Source organism: Cognatundibacterium jejuense, from assembly GCF_014284255.1.
GTDB classification, from domain to species: domain Bacteria; phylum Pseudomonadota; class Gammaproteobacteria; order Burkholderiales; family Burkholderiaceae_D; genus Undibacterium; species Undibacterium jejuense.
Genome location: NZ_JACOFV010000008.1, coordinates 105,554 through 119,146 on the forward strand (window position 1 = coordinate 105,554; position 13,593 = coordinate 119,146).

Below are 13,593 nucleotides of genomic sequence, written 5' to 3' on the forward strand. Positions count from 1 at the left end.
CCGTGACCGCGCATATAGAAAACACGATTGAATTCGAGCTTTGCGCTGACGACGAAACACCTATCTTTGTTCGTGATTGGCCTGTGACAGCAAAGGACAATGCGACCAAGCTGAATTCAGACAAGGTGCAAGGCGTGGTCATCATGCATGGTTTGGGTGAACACTGTGGACGATATGCACATGTGGCGCGTTTTTTTAATGCGCTGGGATTTGTGGTTCGCACTTATGACCACCGCGGACATGGTAAATCTGGCGGCAATGCCGGCGACGTACCAGATGATACAGCGATGTTGCGAGATGCCGCCTTGGTCGTTAATGATTTTCGTCGTCAGTTAGCAGAACCGCCCATTTTGTTAGGCCACAGCATGGGTGGCTTGTTTGCAGCGCGCTTTGCCGTCGCTGCCATTGCGCCGCTGCGGGCACTGATACTATCCTCGCCAGCACTGGCAATTTATATGTCTGACCTCCAACGTGGCTTATTGCGTTTTGCCACGGCAATATTTCCCGGCATCGGCATACCAAATGGTTTAAAAACACGCTATTTGTCGCATGATGCCGAAGTCATCAGCGCTTACAAAAATGACCGCCTGGTCCATTCAAAAATCAGTGCGCGATTATTGAATAGTATGTTATCTGCGATGGATTTCAGTTTTCAGCATGCAAAGAATCTGCAGATTCCGCTATTAATGCTGGTCGCCTTAGACGACCATTTGGTAGATCCAGAAGGCAGCAAACGGTTTTTTAATCTATGCAATCAACAGCAAGACAAGCAAAGTCGTGATTTTGTGACTGCACATTTTTATCCTGATTTTTATCACGAAATATTGAACGAACTGGACGCTACCCAAGTATTTGACGATATTCGGACTTGGCTAGAAATACAGCGATTCACCCCAGTCTTGACTGAGTCGGTAGCCGTCTGACAGCGTCTGGTTAGCGCGACGAGTTGAAGTAATATTCATTGAAACTCACTGAAACGCGCATCAGGTGACTGTTTTTATTGTCAAAAAAAGAAATTTTACAGCACAGTCTCCGTGTGAAATGGCAGTACGAACTGTTTGACTGGTACACTAGCACTCCGCGCATTTACAATTCGTAATATAAATGGTGGCCGAAACGCTTTACCGGCAGTGCATTTATCACATTCACCGCTTGCCGGATCAAATTGGTAATAAAAAACATATATGCAAGAACGCTCAAGAAAAATCCTTGGTAAACCCGCCAACAAAACTGTTGCTCCACATACAACAGCGCCTGCCTCGGCTAGATACGCTTCGGCGCCCACTGCGGAAGCACCGGCAATAGAACTCAAACCAGATTCACTCGCGTTTAGTCTGATTGGCGCGGCACAAGCGGTTGCCTATGTGCTGGAAGGGACTGCCTTACCACAGGCTTTAGCGAAAGTGTTTACCCAGACCAATGCGCTGCCACAAGCGCGCGGCGCGATTCAGGATATTTCTTACCGTACGATGCGTCAGGTCGGCAGGGTTGATGCCTTACTTAAGGCGATGACGAATAAAGCACCGGAGCCAGCACTGTTATATGGTTTGCTGTGTTGTGCACTGACCTTATTGGTCAACAAAGAAGATGAAACAGCACCATACGAAGATTTTGTCGTGGTTGACCAGGCAGTGACTGCCGCCACGTCCAGCCCGCATATGGTGTTCGCCAAAGGTATGGTGAATGCCGTTTTACGCCGCTTCTTGCGCGAAAAAGATGAATTATTAAAGCTGGTTATGAAACAGCCGGCTGCTGTCTGGAATTATCCACAATGGTGGGTAGATCAGACCAAAGCCGCCTACCCGGAAGACTGGCAAGCAATTTTGACCACGGGCAATCACGCTCCTCCATTAACGCTAAGGGTCAACCGCCGCTTGAGTACCGCGGCAGCGTATCTGGAGCGTTTGGCTGCGGAACAGATAGAAGCGACGCAAATTGGGCCGTATGCCGTGCGTTTAGCAAAGCCAATACCAGTGACGAGTATTCCCGGCTTTGAAGAAGGTATGGTATCGGTACAGGATGCGGCCGCACAATTAGCCGGGCCGTTACTGGACGTGCAAGCAGGCATGCGAGTATTGGATGCGTGTGCAGCACCTGGTGGTAAGACCTGCCATCTTTTGGAGTTGGCGGACTTAGATTTGCTGGCACTCGAAATTGACGCAGCACGGATACAAAGAATTAATGAAAATCTGCAACGCCTGAAATTTACCGCAGATATCAAGCAAGGTGATGCGACCCGTTCCGGTTGGTGGGACAACAAACCCTTCGACCGGATTCTGGCTGATGTGCCATGTACCGCCTCCGGCGTGGTACGTCGCCACCCTGACAGCCGTTGGCTGCGTCGCAAAACAGACACCGCTCAATTGGCAGCGTTGTCATCGCGCATTCTTGACAATCTGTGGCGCATGTTAGCTCCGGGTGGAAAAATGTTGATGGTCACCTGCTCAATTTGGCCGCAAGAGTCTGAGAAACAAGCCGCCGCTTTTGTAGAAAAACATGGCGCGATCCGCTTAGATGCCCCCGGACAATTATTGCCAACCATGGCCAATTCGTCCGATGCAAACAACGAACATGACGGTTTGTTCTACGCCTTGTTCCAAAAACCCGAGCAAAGCTAACTAAATTGAGAGCTTCACGTTATCATTAGAACTAATGCAAAACTGTTTCATTAAAGCATGGTGAAGACATCCCATCAAACGACGAATCAGTTTCGCCAAAGTCCATTTTGTGACTCCCGAACATATTTTAGATTGCATGCTCCTTCGACTGATCGCACCGCTACGCCAATTGATGCTGACATTATTGTTAGCATTAATGGCTATGCTCATTGCTCCCACAGTACATGCGACCGAAGCAGAAGTGACCGCTGCCAAACTAGAAACAACGGATGAAGGTTATCGTATATCCGCAAGTTTTTCCTTTGAACTGAGTCGCGGACTGGTCGATGCAATTTCAAAAGAAATTCCGCTGTCTTTTACAACAGAAGTAGAAATGACCAGGCCGCGTTGGTATTGGTTTGATGAAAAAACCATACGTTCGACGCAAACCGTCAGAATTGCCTACAATCCCTGGACCAGAAATTACACTGCAACCATCAATAATGGGCTGCAGCAAAACTTCCCGACGCTAGAAGACGCGCTAGCCTTAGTGCTTCGGCCACGGCGCTGGATTGTGGCGGAAAAAGGTAGTCTGACCCCCGGCGCAGTTTATAACGTGGGCATCAAACTAAAGCTGGATCTCAGCTATCTGCCTAAAACCTTCCTGATTACATCACTCAACGATAGTGACTGGCGCTTCTCCTCTGACTGGAAACGCTTTACTTTCAAGGTCGAAGAAAAGTGACAAAATTTTTGCGGTATGCCTTAATTATTGGCGGTGCTCTGATGAGCATCTTGCTTTTTTTACTCACTACTGCCGCAGACAATTCAACGCGCTTTGAACATTACTATGGCTGGCTGTTAGGCGCCAATGCCCTGGTGGCTTTCGCTTTGCTGATCCTGATCGCCACTTTGTTAGGGCGGCTGTTCAATCGCTTCCGCAATCGTGAATTTGGCTCACGACTCATGACTCGTCTCGTATTATTGTTTGCGCTGGTGGGTATTTTGCCGGGCACAGTTATCTACGTGGTTTCAGTCACGTTTGTATCCAAATCAATTGAATCCTGGTTTGACGTCAAAGTCGAATCGGCTCTCGATTCTGGTAAAAATCTGGGGTTAAGCGCACTCGATTTCCTGCTGGCCGATTTGAAAAGCAAAGCCCGTGATATGACGAGCGAATTAAACTCGCCGTCAAGCTCATCTGCTTTGCAATTGTCACACCTGCGTGAACGTGCGGGCGTTCAGGAAGCGTGCATCGTCAATAGCAGAGGCCGCCTGATCGCCGCTGCGAACCAGAATTTTGATCGCTTAGTGCCAGAGTTACCAACCGCCGATATGATCAGGCAAGCGCGCAGTTCGCGTATCTACGCAGCGACCGATGAACAAATCAGCGATACAGGAACAGATAACGTAGCAACAGACGCCGCCACCAATGGTGCCAAACGTCCGGTATTAGCGCAGGAACCCAAAAAAATCCTGCGCTCACGCGTCGTGATACAACTTGAAGGCGTCGATACTGGCCTGTCTCTGCAGCGTGAAACTTATTTCCTGCAATTGATACAACCAGTACCGGCCAACATTGCCATGCACGCCGAGGCGCTACGTAACGCCTCGAGCGAATATCAAGTCCGCTCTCTGGGTCGTGGCAGCTTAAAGACCATGTACATCTTTACGCTGACGCTGACCTTATTGCTGGCGATCTTTGCTGCGATTACCAGCGCGTTTCTGATCTCCGGACAACTGGCGCGTCCCTTATTGTTGCTGGCGGAAGGCACGAAGGCGGTCACTGAGGGCAATTTCTCACCACGACCTATCGTTGCCAGTTCCGATGAGTTAGGCAGCCTGACGCAGTCATTTAATACCATGACGCGACAACTATTCGATGCGCGTGCGGCAGTAGAAAAAAACCGCAATGAACTGGAAAACGCCAAAGCCTATCTGGAATCCGTATTGGCAAACATGTCGGCAGGTGTGATGGTATTAGATCAAGCCGGACATCTGGTCACTTGCAATGAATCTGTTGAACGTATTTTGCAACGCCCCCTAGAGACTGAAATCGGCAAAGCGCTTGGTGAAATCGCCGGAATGACTGAATTTGCGACCGAAATTGACAAGGCTTTTTCCGAACAACATGCACAATCGGCAGCAGGCGGCAAAGACGAACACGAACAACATTGGCAACAACAAATCGAAGTTCCACGCCCGGATGCCGTCGCGACACAGGCACCAGCCTTCGATGCCATGCCGAATGATGAAAAATCCAGCATCACTTTACTGGCGCGCGGCTCGCACTTACCGGTAGGTTCTGGTAATGGCTATGTGATCGTGTTCGATGACATCAGCAATATTATTTCGGCTCAGCGGTCGATTGCGTGGGGTGAAGTGGCACGGCGTTTAGCGCATGAAATTAAAAATCCGCTGACACCTATCCAATTATCGGCAGAACGTTTGCAAATGAAATTGCAAGATAAGCTCAGTGAGACTGACGTCGCGATATTAAATAAGAGCACCACCACCATCGTCAATCAAGTAGCATCAATGAAGCGCATGGTCGATGATTTCCGTGATTACGCCAAGACGCCGCCTGCCGTTTTGTCCGAACTGAATCTGGGTGGTCTGATTGATGAAGTTTTACATCTTTATCTGGCTGGGGACGACCGCGATATCATACGACTCAATATGGCGCCTGATCTGCCAAAAATTATGGGGGATGCCACACAATTACGGCAGGTAATACATAATTTGCTACAAAATGCCCAAGACGCAGTGGCTGACAACCCGCATACTGGTGCTGCGCCGCGTATCGACGTCATTACCGAGGTGGTACGGTATAACACGAAAGGGAATGATGTACAGTCAGCAGTAAGATTGTCTATCGTTGATAATGGCCCGGGATTTTCCAAGAAAATTCTGTCAAGAGCATTTGAACCATATGCAACATCGAAGCCAAAAGGTACAGGTTTAGGTCTGGCTATGGTCAAAAAAATCATTGATGAACATGGCGGTAGAATTGATATTCAAAATCGTAGTGATACAAACGGTGCAAAAGTAGCGATTTTGCTGTTAAAGTTAGCACCGGAATCAAAAGCAGTTTGAGCGTGCAGGTATTCACCTGACATCTTCGCAGAAAGATGCAGGTATAAAAAGGTAAAATCATAGGGGCGGTAATAGGGTAAATTTATGGCAAATATTCTGGTCGTAGATGATGAAATGGGAATCCGGGAATTACTTTCGGAAATCCTGGGAGATGAAGGGCATGTGGTTCAACTTGCTGAAAATGCTCAGCAAGCACGTCTCGCGCGTCAAGAAGCAAAACCTGATCTGGTGCTATTAGATATCTGGATGCCAGACACAGATGGTGTAACGCTGCTCAAAGAATGGCAACGCGATGGTCTGCTGACCATGCCTGTCATTATGATGTCAGGTCACGCCACGATTGATACTGCAGTCGAAGCAACTCGTATTGGTGCACTGAACTTTTTAGAAAAGCCTATCGCTTTACAAAAACTGTTAAAAGCCGTACAGCAGGGTTTGACCCGGACACCGGAAACAAATCGTCCTGCAGTACCGCCGTTGCGCGTTATCAGCAGCGATCACGGCAACAACGTGAACAATGCACATAACTTGCAATCAGCGAACAGCAATTTTGAAAATCGTTCTTTCAACGTGGCTCAGGTAGCGGCGCCAGCGCCAGTGAATCAATTTGCCAGTTTGTCATTTGACTTACCTCTGCGCGAAGCCAGAGATGCCTTCGAAAGAATATATTTCGAATACCATCTGAATCGCGAAAGCGGCAGCATGACACGGGTGGCGGAAAAAACTGGTCTGGAACGCACACACTTGTATCGCAAATTGAAGCAATTGGGTGTTGAGTCCGTGAAATACGCGAAGCGCGGCGAATAAACGTCCGCTTTATACATCCGTTTTCAACGTCCATGTCTGAACGCCTACCGCTGACCATCGTCAGCGGGGCTGATTACGCGCAAAGAGAAGCAGTGATTGCAGAAGCAAGCGCCGCTTTTCTGGCTGCGCAGCCCGCTAATGCAAAGATTGCTGCAATTCTCGAAGGATTGCCATCGGGCAATTTTCTACTTCCTACTTCGCCACAAGTTTTCGTGCACCGGATTGCACCCGGTTGTTTTTGTTGCATTGGTAATCTCACCATGCGCGTGACCCTAAATCGGGTACTCAGGCAAAAAATACAACATCTGTATCTCAGCGTTGCCAGCACGGAACATCTGGACAACATACGCCAGACCTTAAAACTTCCCCCTTACGATCAGTTGCTACTGGAAGTATCGTTTATTTGCTTGTAGACTAAAGACCGACACTGGTTCTGCCGTTACTACAGGCAAGACGAAAGAAAACATGCCAGTCGTCCATCGCTCTTTAGTGCCGTTTAGTTGCATAACACTTGAAATCCGCTGCCGTTAGCACCATGTCCGGTTCAATCGGGGAAGTTTTTCCTCAAGCCAGAAAGGATGCAAAAATGAATCTCATCTACAACAGCGAAAATTTCAGCGTCGTTGAGTATGGCGCAGACGCTGATCACGAAGCCCTGCGCTTTGGCGGCTACGAAATCACCGATAAGTCCGTTCATCGTGAATGGTTTATTGCCGGTGCGAGAGCAATCGACTTTCGCCATGACGTCACACAACTGATTGCGAGCGAACCCAGCGTCGAAGAAATCGACGAATTTCTCGGTCAATATGACGCGTCGATGGCACAAAACGTCTATTTTCATTAAATCGATAAGCGAGTAGCCCGCATTTCAGCCATTCATTGTTACAGGCAATATTGCTAGTCAAATACGCAGCATCAGTGTTCATATATGGCGCTGACATGGCAAGCTGCTATCGTGGGTTCATTACCCGAAAAGGCTTGCCATAACTATGAATACGAACATGAATTGGCTGGAAAGTTTGCGTCGACTGACACCGGCAGATAAGGCAGTTTTAATCACGGTGACGACAGTGCGGGGTTCAACCCCGCGCGGGGCAGGCACGCGCATGCTAGTCACCGCCAATAATCAATACGACACCATAGGCGGCGGCCATCTGGAATGGAAAGCCATCGCCAGCGCCCGTTTGTGGCTGGCAGAAGCTACTACGGTCAATGAAGAACCGCGACATATAGACCTGTCATTGGGCCCCAGTCTGGGTCAGTGTTGTGGCGGTGCACTGAGTCTCTGTCTGGAACGTGTCGATTGCTGGAGTTATGCAGACTGGCAAAACAAATTACTGACTTTTCAACAAGAACAAGCCAATTTACCGCATTTATATCTGTTTGGTGCGGGCCACGTAGGCGCTGCTCTTGTGAATATTTTGCAACAAGTGCCTTGTCGCATCACCTGGGTTGATGAGCGTGACCATTTGTTCCCGACTGACTTACCTGCCAACATCAGTACCGAAGCCACCGACACCCCGGAAGCCGTCATTGCCAACGCTGATAAAGGTGCGTATTTTCTGGTCATGACGCATCACCATGGGCTCGACCTCATCCTCAGTGAACATATTTTGCGCCAACCAGATGTTGCCTGGTTTGGCCTGATTGGTTCCAAAACCAAACGGGCGCGCTTTGAAAACCGTCTGCAAGAACGTGGGATAAGCCAAGCACATTTAGAATCAATGGTGTGTCCGATAGGTATTCATGGCATCAATGGTAAGGAACCCGGCGTGATTGCCGTTGCGGTCGCTGCGCAATTATTGCAACTCTGGGCGAAGCCCCCTACACTCTCTGCCATCTCAACACCAACAATAAAAAGTGAAGTAAAACTATGAGCACCTCTTTGCACGATTTCATTCAACACTTACCAAAAGCGGAACTCCATTTGCACATCGAAGGATCACTCGAACCTGAGATGATGTTCGAGCTGGCCAAAAAAAACCAGGTCAGCCTGCCCTACGCCAGCGTTGAAGAAGTCCGTGCGGCTTACGATTTTGCTGACTTGCAATCATTTTTGGATTTGTATTATGCGGGTGCAGCGGTGCTGCAAACCGAGCAGGATTTTTTTGACTTGACCCACGCTTATATTCAACGTGCTTTGGCCGATCAGGTACGCCATGTAGAGTTATTTTTTGATCCACAAACGCATACTGCGCGTGGCATTGCGATAGCAACCGTATTTGCCGGTATTGCACGTGCCTTGCGTGAAGCCAAAGCACAACATGGCTTTTCTGGCACCATGATTATGTGCTTCCTGCGTCATCTGAGTGAAGAAGACGCGATTGCCACGCTGGAAGCGGCGCTGCCTTTGCGCGATGCCTATGCAGATGTCTGGATAGGCGTTGGCTTAGACTCGGCCGAAGTCGGCAATCCCCCAGAAAAATTCACGCACGTATTTACGTTGGCGCAAGCCATGGGTCTGCATCTGGTTGCCCATGCCGGCGAAGAAGGTCCACCAGCCTATATTCATGGCGCCTTAGATGTCTTGCAAGTAGAACGTATCGACCACGGTGTACGCGCTGAAGAAGATGCAGCATTGATGCAGCGCTTGCAGCAGACCCGCATGCCGCTGACGGTCTGCCCTTTGTCCAACCTCAAGTTATGCGTGGTTAAAGATTTACGAGAACACAATCTGGCACGTATGTTGCGCGATGGTTTGTGTGTAACGATTAATTCGGATGATCCTGCGTATTTTGGTGGCTACATGAATACCAATTTCATCGCTACCGCCGATGCGCTCGATTTGAGCAAAGCAGAATTAGTGCAACTGGCACGCAACAGCTTTGAAGCTGCTTTTGTTTCTGATGAGCAAAAACAAGTCTGGTTTGATGAACTTGATCTGTATCTGAAAAACGCCTGATACCTTCCATAGCCTCGTCTCCAAGGGGAGTATCAGCAAAAAATGCCCCGTTATCCTGAGAAGATAAAGGGCATTTTTTATTACTCCCTGTAGTATATTTTATTAAAATTTCGTCATCAAACAACCATCCAGTTCAGGTGTAAAGCTGCTATTCTTTTGCAACGTAGCTAAGCGTATTTCATTCCTTGTAATGTCAACCTGTGGCAAAGAAAGGGCACCCGTGGCAAATCCCTTCAATCAATTTTTTCAACGCTTGTTTGGCACTGAGCAAGAAAGTAAAACAAAGAGCCCGCCAGTTGCTGATTCTGTTACGCCTGAAACTGTACCCGCTGTTGAAAATGTACTTCCGGTGGTAGTTGAAAATACTTTGCCACCTTTAGCTGTGAATACCACCGTCGTGCCTGCTGCAGCCGCTACTCAAATAGTGGAAATCAATAACGCCACGCCCTCCACTGAAAAATTACAGATCTGGAAACCTGCGATCCCGATCGATACTTTATTTTTTGACTGGATTATGGGTTACCCCGGCGAAGGCAGTGTCGCTGATACGGAACAAAAAGTGCTACAAGCCTTGTATGGTTTGTTGGCCTCCGATCTGAATGATGCGGTGGTCGTGCCGCGTATGCCCTCGGTCATTCCACAACTGTTGGCCAGCTTACGCAACAAGTCAGTAGCGGTGCATGAATTAACCCGGCTCATCATCAAAGACGTGGTGTTGGTGGGTGAAGTTGTAAATTCCGTTAATAGCGCGCTATACAATCCAGCTGATCGCATCAGTAGTCTGGAAAAAGCGGTGATCATGCTAGGTGAAGACGGCTTACGCTTTGTCATCGCCAAAGTCGCTTTCCGCCCCATCATTAATCTCAGTGCAGGCCCCTACACGCGCCGTGCCGCACCACACCTCTGGTTGCAATCCGAAAAATGCGCATTGGCCTGTCATGCGCTCAGCGATCACAAAGAAAACAATGGCTACGATGCATTTCAAGCGTTTCTGACTGGCTTGATGAAAAACGTTGGCCTCATCATCGCATTCCGTTTGCTGGATCAGGAATGCGAACAACCGAAATTCAGATATTCGGCAGGATTCCAACACGCAATGGCCTCGGTCGCTGCGACATTGTCATACCGGATTGCACAGCGTTGGGATTTCCCACCGACTGTGATACAAGCATTGCAGCAACAAGCCGGTGGCAGAAAAGCGGTTGAATGGACGGCTTTAGGACAACTCTTACATGACGCCGACCTGATTAGCAAAATGCGTGTTCTGGTCAATCAGGCGCAACTTAGTCGCAATGATCAGCAGCTCAAATCCGGCTTGAACCCGACAATGGCAGATTGTTTCGATAACCTCAATACCCTGCAAGCATATGAGCTGCGTAACGTCAGCACCAACGGTTAGATGAGCGTCAAACAAAAACGTATTTTAAGCATTTGCACATCGACAGAAATTGATAGAATGCAACGCGGTTATCTAAATCGATAACTGCTACGCGCCACGCTGAACTGGCGCAGCATCATCCGGCAAGCGTTTTTTTTCAAGCCGGATCAATTCGATCAATACCATCCGTTGATGGATTTTTTTACAGGTTTGTTGTGGCCAGAACTCGTATTCTTATTGCAGCTGCCGTGGCAGTTGCCTATGTTGTTGTCGCAGTGGGTAGTTCTTTACTTAATATCTCAGCCAATAGCGATCATCTCAGCGTTAATCTTAGTTTTAGTCAACTGACAAACTGGCTCATCGCGATCATTGGTTTGTTGATTGCGATTGGTTTGTGTGGGCGTTATGCGTGGGCATGGTGGCTGGGGTTAGCGGCCAGTGCGTTTCAACTTTATCGTCTGGTCAGTCGTGTTTGGGCGCAAAATAGTCTCAATCATTTGCCAGGTATGCATGTGTTTCTGCTGTTTGGCTTATTATTCATTTTTCTGTTGTTATTGATCTCCCCGAAGGCTATGTCTTCGTGTAATCGTTAATGACATCGTCATCACATTTTAACTAGGATTTCTATGCAAATCGCACCGCTTGGACTACTGACCGAAGATACAGAAAACGATTGGCTGGTCAGTGAACCTATCGCCGTCTCTGCGCTCAACAAGGAGTGCGAATTTTTGCTGGAAGGCTATGCACAAGACGCGCGCCCGCAAGAGTTTTCAGATGCCATCAGCCATTTTCTGGCGTTGGATAAAACGGTGCTGCTCGCCGTTGAAAATGAGATTTTTTCTTACTATCGGGATTGCGTCCAATTTGCCAAAAGTGAAGGATTTGATGTCGTCGATATCTCCAGCGCTGATCAAGTCTGGCAGCACATACAATTTGGCGACGAAATATTAGTATGCCGCCGCCAGACCGGCGATCAAGGCGTGTACGTATTGCTGGAATGTGATTGCGACTGGAACGAAGAAGAAGGCTTACAAATCGTTTTCAAAAATGGCAACGTAATCAATAAGCTTGGCCCCTTTGATGATTTTTTAAGCAACGCGGACGTCTATGGACTACCTGAGCTGGAAAAAGTCATTTATCAAAGCCGCGGATAATTTCTATGATCAGACTGGAGTCCATTCCACTTGCAGATCTGAGAAAATTGGCCGTATCTGACTACCCTGCGCATCTGTTACAAAGAGCACTACCTGATGCCCTGCCACCAAGTTTTGTCGCAGAGCGGTCATTGCAACAACTAGGCAGCGGTTTATCGGGAGCCTGGTGTTCGACTTTTTATATCGTGCGACTAGCTGACAACTCAATTGTCGGTAGTTGTGGTTTTAAAAGTGAACCACTGGATCAACAAGTGGAAATCGGGTATGGCGTGGCTCCGTCTGCACGCGCACAAGGTATAGCCAGTGCTGCCGTGGCTGAATTAATTCGCACCGCCACAAAACTTGGTAGTGCTAAGAGACTATTGGCGAGAGTAAATCCAGACAACTTACCATCTATCCACGTCGTGCAAAAGAATGGTTTTTTGTACGAGGAATTGATCATTGATGAAGATGGTGAACCTCTAGTGAATTGGATCAAGCACATTTCTGCCGATACCTGAGCCCAAAAAAGCTACGTACGAAACCAAGCCTTAACAAAAAGTGTTGAAAACCGGGACAGTATGCCAACGATCTCAAGGTTGGGTTTTGATGGGGTACTTTATTTGCGATTGAATTTAACTTCTCTATCAGTACACATCACCACCTGCCGCACCTTCTTCGCCACAAAAGAACATGGTATAACATATGGTGATTTGTTTCACAACAGCACAGATTTGGCTTTTGCATGTCATGACGATTGACCGGATTGGCTGCGATGCGGCTATGTTCTTTTTTTTCTGTGGGCGGACATCCGATCATTTCAAACTTAGGTTCTTAACAGGAGACAATAATGTTTTTGAGTGCAAGAGTAAAAGTAGTGACAGTCTTAATGGTCTTAAGCCTGATCCCTTGTTACACCTTTGCCCAAGATAACCTCTATGCAAAGCTGACCGAGTTGGCACGACAAGGTAACGTCGATGCTCAATACCACGTTGGGATGCTGCTGAACAACGGTATAGGCGTATCGAAAGATTTTAAACAGGCCTATGAATGGTTTGAAAAAAGCTCCCGTAACGGTGATGCTCTGGCCTCATACAAAGTTGGATGCTATCTCGCAGGCCAATTTGGAAATGTCGTTCCATTGGACGCGGCCATGGCCTTTAACTATAAATTGAGGTCTGCGGAAGCGGGCTATTCTCTAGCCCAGCAGGATATTGCCGTTTCATATCTGCGAAAAAGTGAATTCGAGAAAGCAGTTCAGTGGAGCAAAGCAGCGGCGGACCAAGGATACCCAATGGCACTTTACAACCTATCGGTATTCTACAAAGATGGCAAAGGGGTTCCTGCTGACAAAACCCTCAGCTATGGTTACTTTAAATTAGCAAAGCTTGTCGCGGAGGGGAAAATCAATCCTAATGCACAGACCACGCTTGAAGATTTGAAGAAGTCGATGTCTGAAAATGAGATTGAAAGAGCAGAGCAGTTCGTCGCCCAGTGGAAAGCTGAGCTCACGCCCTTGACGTTGAGGGCACAAGAGGGTCTGAAGAGTGCTCAACGACTTGTCGGCGAAATGTAACAGTGTACCGACCTAACTCATCTATTTACACCGACGTTGAATGACCACTTCTCATATCTAATTAAGGCCGTTCAGGGTACGAAACTGCATAAATAAGTTATTGC

The 13,593-nt window shown here is 48.0% G+C and carries 14 protein-coding genes; all 14 read left to right on the forward strand.

Annotation, left to right across the window (positions count from 1 at the left end; all coding sequences use genetic code 11):
* Positions 1–2: 2 nt before the first annotated feature.
* The 14 genes from H8K32_RS10110 (at position 3) to H8K32_RS10175 (ending at position 13,489) form a co-directional block, all read left to right on the forward strand.
* Positions 3–923, forward strand: coding sequence for an alpha/beta hydrolase (locus H8K32_RS10110; RefSeq protein ID WP_343067977.1), 921 nt, complete (start codon positions 3–5; stop codon positions 921–923).
* A 261-nt stretch (positions 924–1,184) separates the two neighbouring features.
* Entirely contained in the window at positions 1,185–2,618 is a 1,434-nt protein-coding gene (gene rsmB / locus H8K32_RS10115; protein ID WP_186912378.1) for a 16S rRNA (cytosine(967)-C(5))-methyltransferase RsmB, read from the forward strand.
* Positions 2,619–2,754: 136 nt separating this feature from the next.
* Positions 2,755–3,342: a DUF4390 domain-containing protein gene (locus H8K32_RS10120; RefSeq protein WP_246447258.1), complete on the forward strand. Its 588-nt coding sequence runs from the start codon at positions 2,755–2,757 to the stop codon at positions 3,340–3,342.
* Positions 3,339–5,693 carry an ATP-binding protein gene (locus tag H8K32_RS10125; protein WP_186912379.1) on the forward strand — a complete coding sequence of 785 codons (2,355 nt, stop codon included), beginning with the start codon at positions 3,339–3,341 and terminating at the stop codon, positions 5,691–5,693. The genes H8K32_RS10120 and H8K32_RS10125 overlap by 4 nt, the downstream gene beginning before the upstream one ends.
* Before the next feature lie 84 nt (positions 5,694–5,777).
* Entirely contained in the window at positions 5,778–6,500 is a 723-nt protein-coding gene (locus H8K32_RS10130) for a response regulator (RefSeq protein WP_186912380.1), read from the forward strand.
* A 32-nt stretch (positions 6,501–6,532) separates the two neighbouring features.
* Complete coding sequence (locus H8K32_RS10135) at positions 6,533–6,913, forward strand: GTPase (protein WP_186912381.1); 381 nt, start codon at positions 6,533–6,535, stop codon at positions 6,911–6,913.
* A gap of 173 nt (positions 6,914–7,086) precedes the next feature.
* On the forward strand, positions 7,087–7,344 hold the full coding sequence (locus H8K32_RS10140) for a BTH_I0359 family protein (RefSeq protein ID WP_186912382.1): 258 nt from the start codon (positions 7,087–7,089) through the stop codon (positions 7,342–7,344).
* Positions 7,345–7,501: 157 nt separating this feature from the next.
* Complete coding sequence (gene xdhC, locus H8K32_RS10145) at positions 7,502–8,377, forward strand: xanthine dehydrogenase accessory protein XdhC (protein ID WP_186912383.1); 876 nt, start codon at positions 7,502–7,504, stop codon at positions 8,375–8,377.
* Positions 8,374–9,402 (forward strand): adenosine deaminase, encoded by a 1,029-nt coding sequence (locus H8K32_RS10150; RefSeq protein ID WP_186912384.1) that lies wholly within the window; start codon positions 8,374–8,376, stop codon positions 9,400–9,402. Before xdhC ends, H8K32_RS10150 begins: the two co-directional genes overlap by 4 nt.
* Positions 9,403–9,622: 220 nt before the next feature.
* Positions 9,623–10,801: an HDOD domain-containing protein gene (locus tag H8K32_RS10155; protein ID WP_186912385.1), complete on the forward strand. Its 1,179-nt coding sequence runs from the start codon at positions 9,623–9,625 to the stop codon at positions 10,799–10,801.
* A gap of 227 nt (positions 10,802–11,028) precedes the next feature.
* Positions 11,029–11,373, forward strand: coding sequence for a hypothetical protein (locus H8K32_RS10160; RefSeq protein ID WP_222613078.1), 345 nt, complete (start codon positions 11,029–11,031; stop codon positions 11,371–11,373).
* Positions 11,374–11,406: 33 nt separating this feature from the next.
* Positions 11,407–11,934 carry a DUF6985 domain-containing protein gene (locus H8K32_RS10165; protein ID WP_186912387.1) on the forward strand — a complete coding sequence of 176 codons (528 nt, stop codon included), beginning with the start codon at positions 11,407–11,409 and terminating at the stop codon, positions 11,932–11,934.
* Positions 11,935–11,939: 5 nt separating this feature from the next.
* Entirely contained in the window at positions 11,940–12,434 is a 495-nt protein-coding gene (locus H8K32_RS10170) for a GNAT family N-acetyltransferase (RefSeq protein ID WP_186912388.1), read from the forward strand.
* Between the two features lie 329 nt (positions 12,435–12,763).
* Positions 12,764–13,489 carry a tetratricopeptide repeat protein gene (locus H8K32_RS10175; protein ID WP_186912389.1) on the forward strand — a complete coding sequence of 242 codons (726 nt, stop codon included), beginning with the start codon at positions 12,764–12,766 and terminating at the stop codon, positions 13,487–13,489.
* The last annotated feature ends 104 nt before the right edge of the window (positions 13,490–13,593 follow it).

Bases quoted from the DNA above. Each gene is read 5' to 3' on its own strand.
- rsmB (WP_186912378.1), top strand. From the start codon at position 1,185: ATGCAAGAACGCTCAAGAAAAATCCTTGGTAAACCCGCCAACAAAACT.
- H8K32_RS10165 (WP_186912387.1), top strand. From the start codon at position 11,407: ATGCAAATCGCACCGCTTGGACTACTGACCGAAGATACAGAAAACGAT.
- H8K32_RS10135 (WP_186912381.1), top strand. From the start codon at position 6,533: ATGTCTGAACGCCTACCGCTGACCATCGTCAGCGGGGCTGATTACGCG.
- H8K32_RS10150 (WP_186912384.1), top strand. From the start codon at position 8,374: ATGAGCACCTCTTTGCACGATTTCATTCAACACTTACCAAAAGCGGAA.
- H8K32_RS10120 (WP_246447258.1), top strand. From the start codon at position 2,755: ATGCTCCTTCGACTGATCGCACCGCTACGCCAATTGATGCTGACATTA.
- xdhC (WP_186912383.1), top strand. From the start codon at position 7,502: ATGAATTGGCTGGAAAGTTTGCGTCGACTGACACCGGCAGATAAGGCA.
- H8K32_RS10140 (WP_186912382.1), top strand. From the start codon at position 7,087: ATGAATCTCATCTACAACAGCGAAAATTTCAGCGTCGTTGAGTATGGC.
- H8K32_RS10130 (WP_186912380.1), top strand. From the start codon at position 5,778: ATGGCAAATATTCTGGTCGTAGATGATGAAATGGGAATCCGGGAATTA.
- H8K32_RS10170 (WP_186912388.1), top strand. From the start codon at position 11,940: ATGATCAGACTGGAGTCCATTCCACTTGCAGATCTGAGAAAATTGGCC.
- H8K32_RS10175 (WP_186912389.1), top strand. From the start codon at position 12,764: ATGTTTTTGAGTGCAAGAGTAAAAGTAGTGACAGTCTTAATGGTCTTA.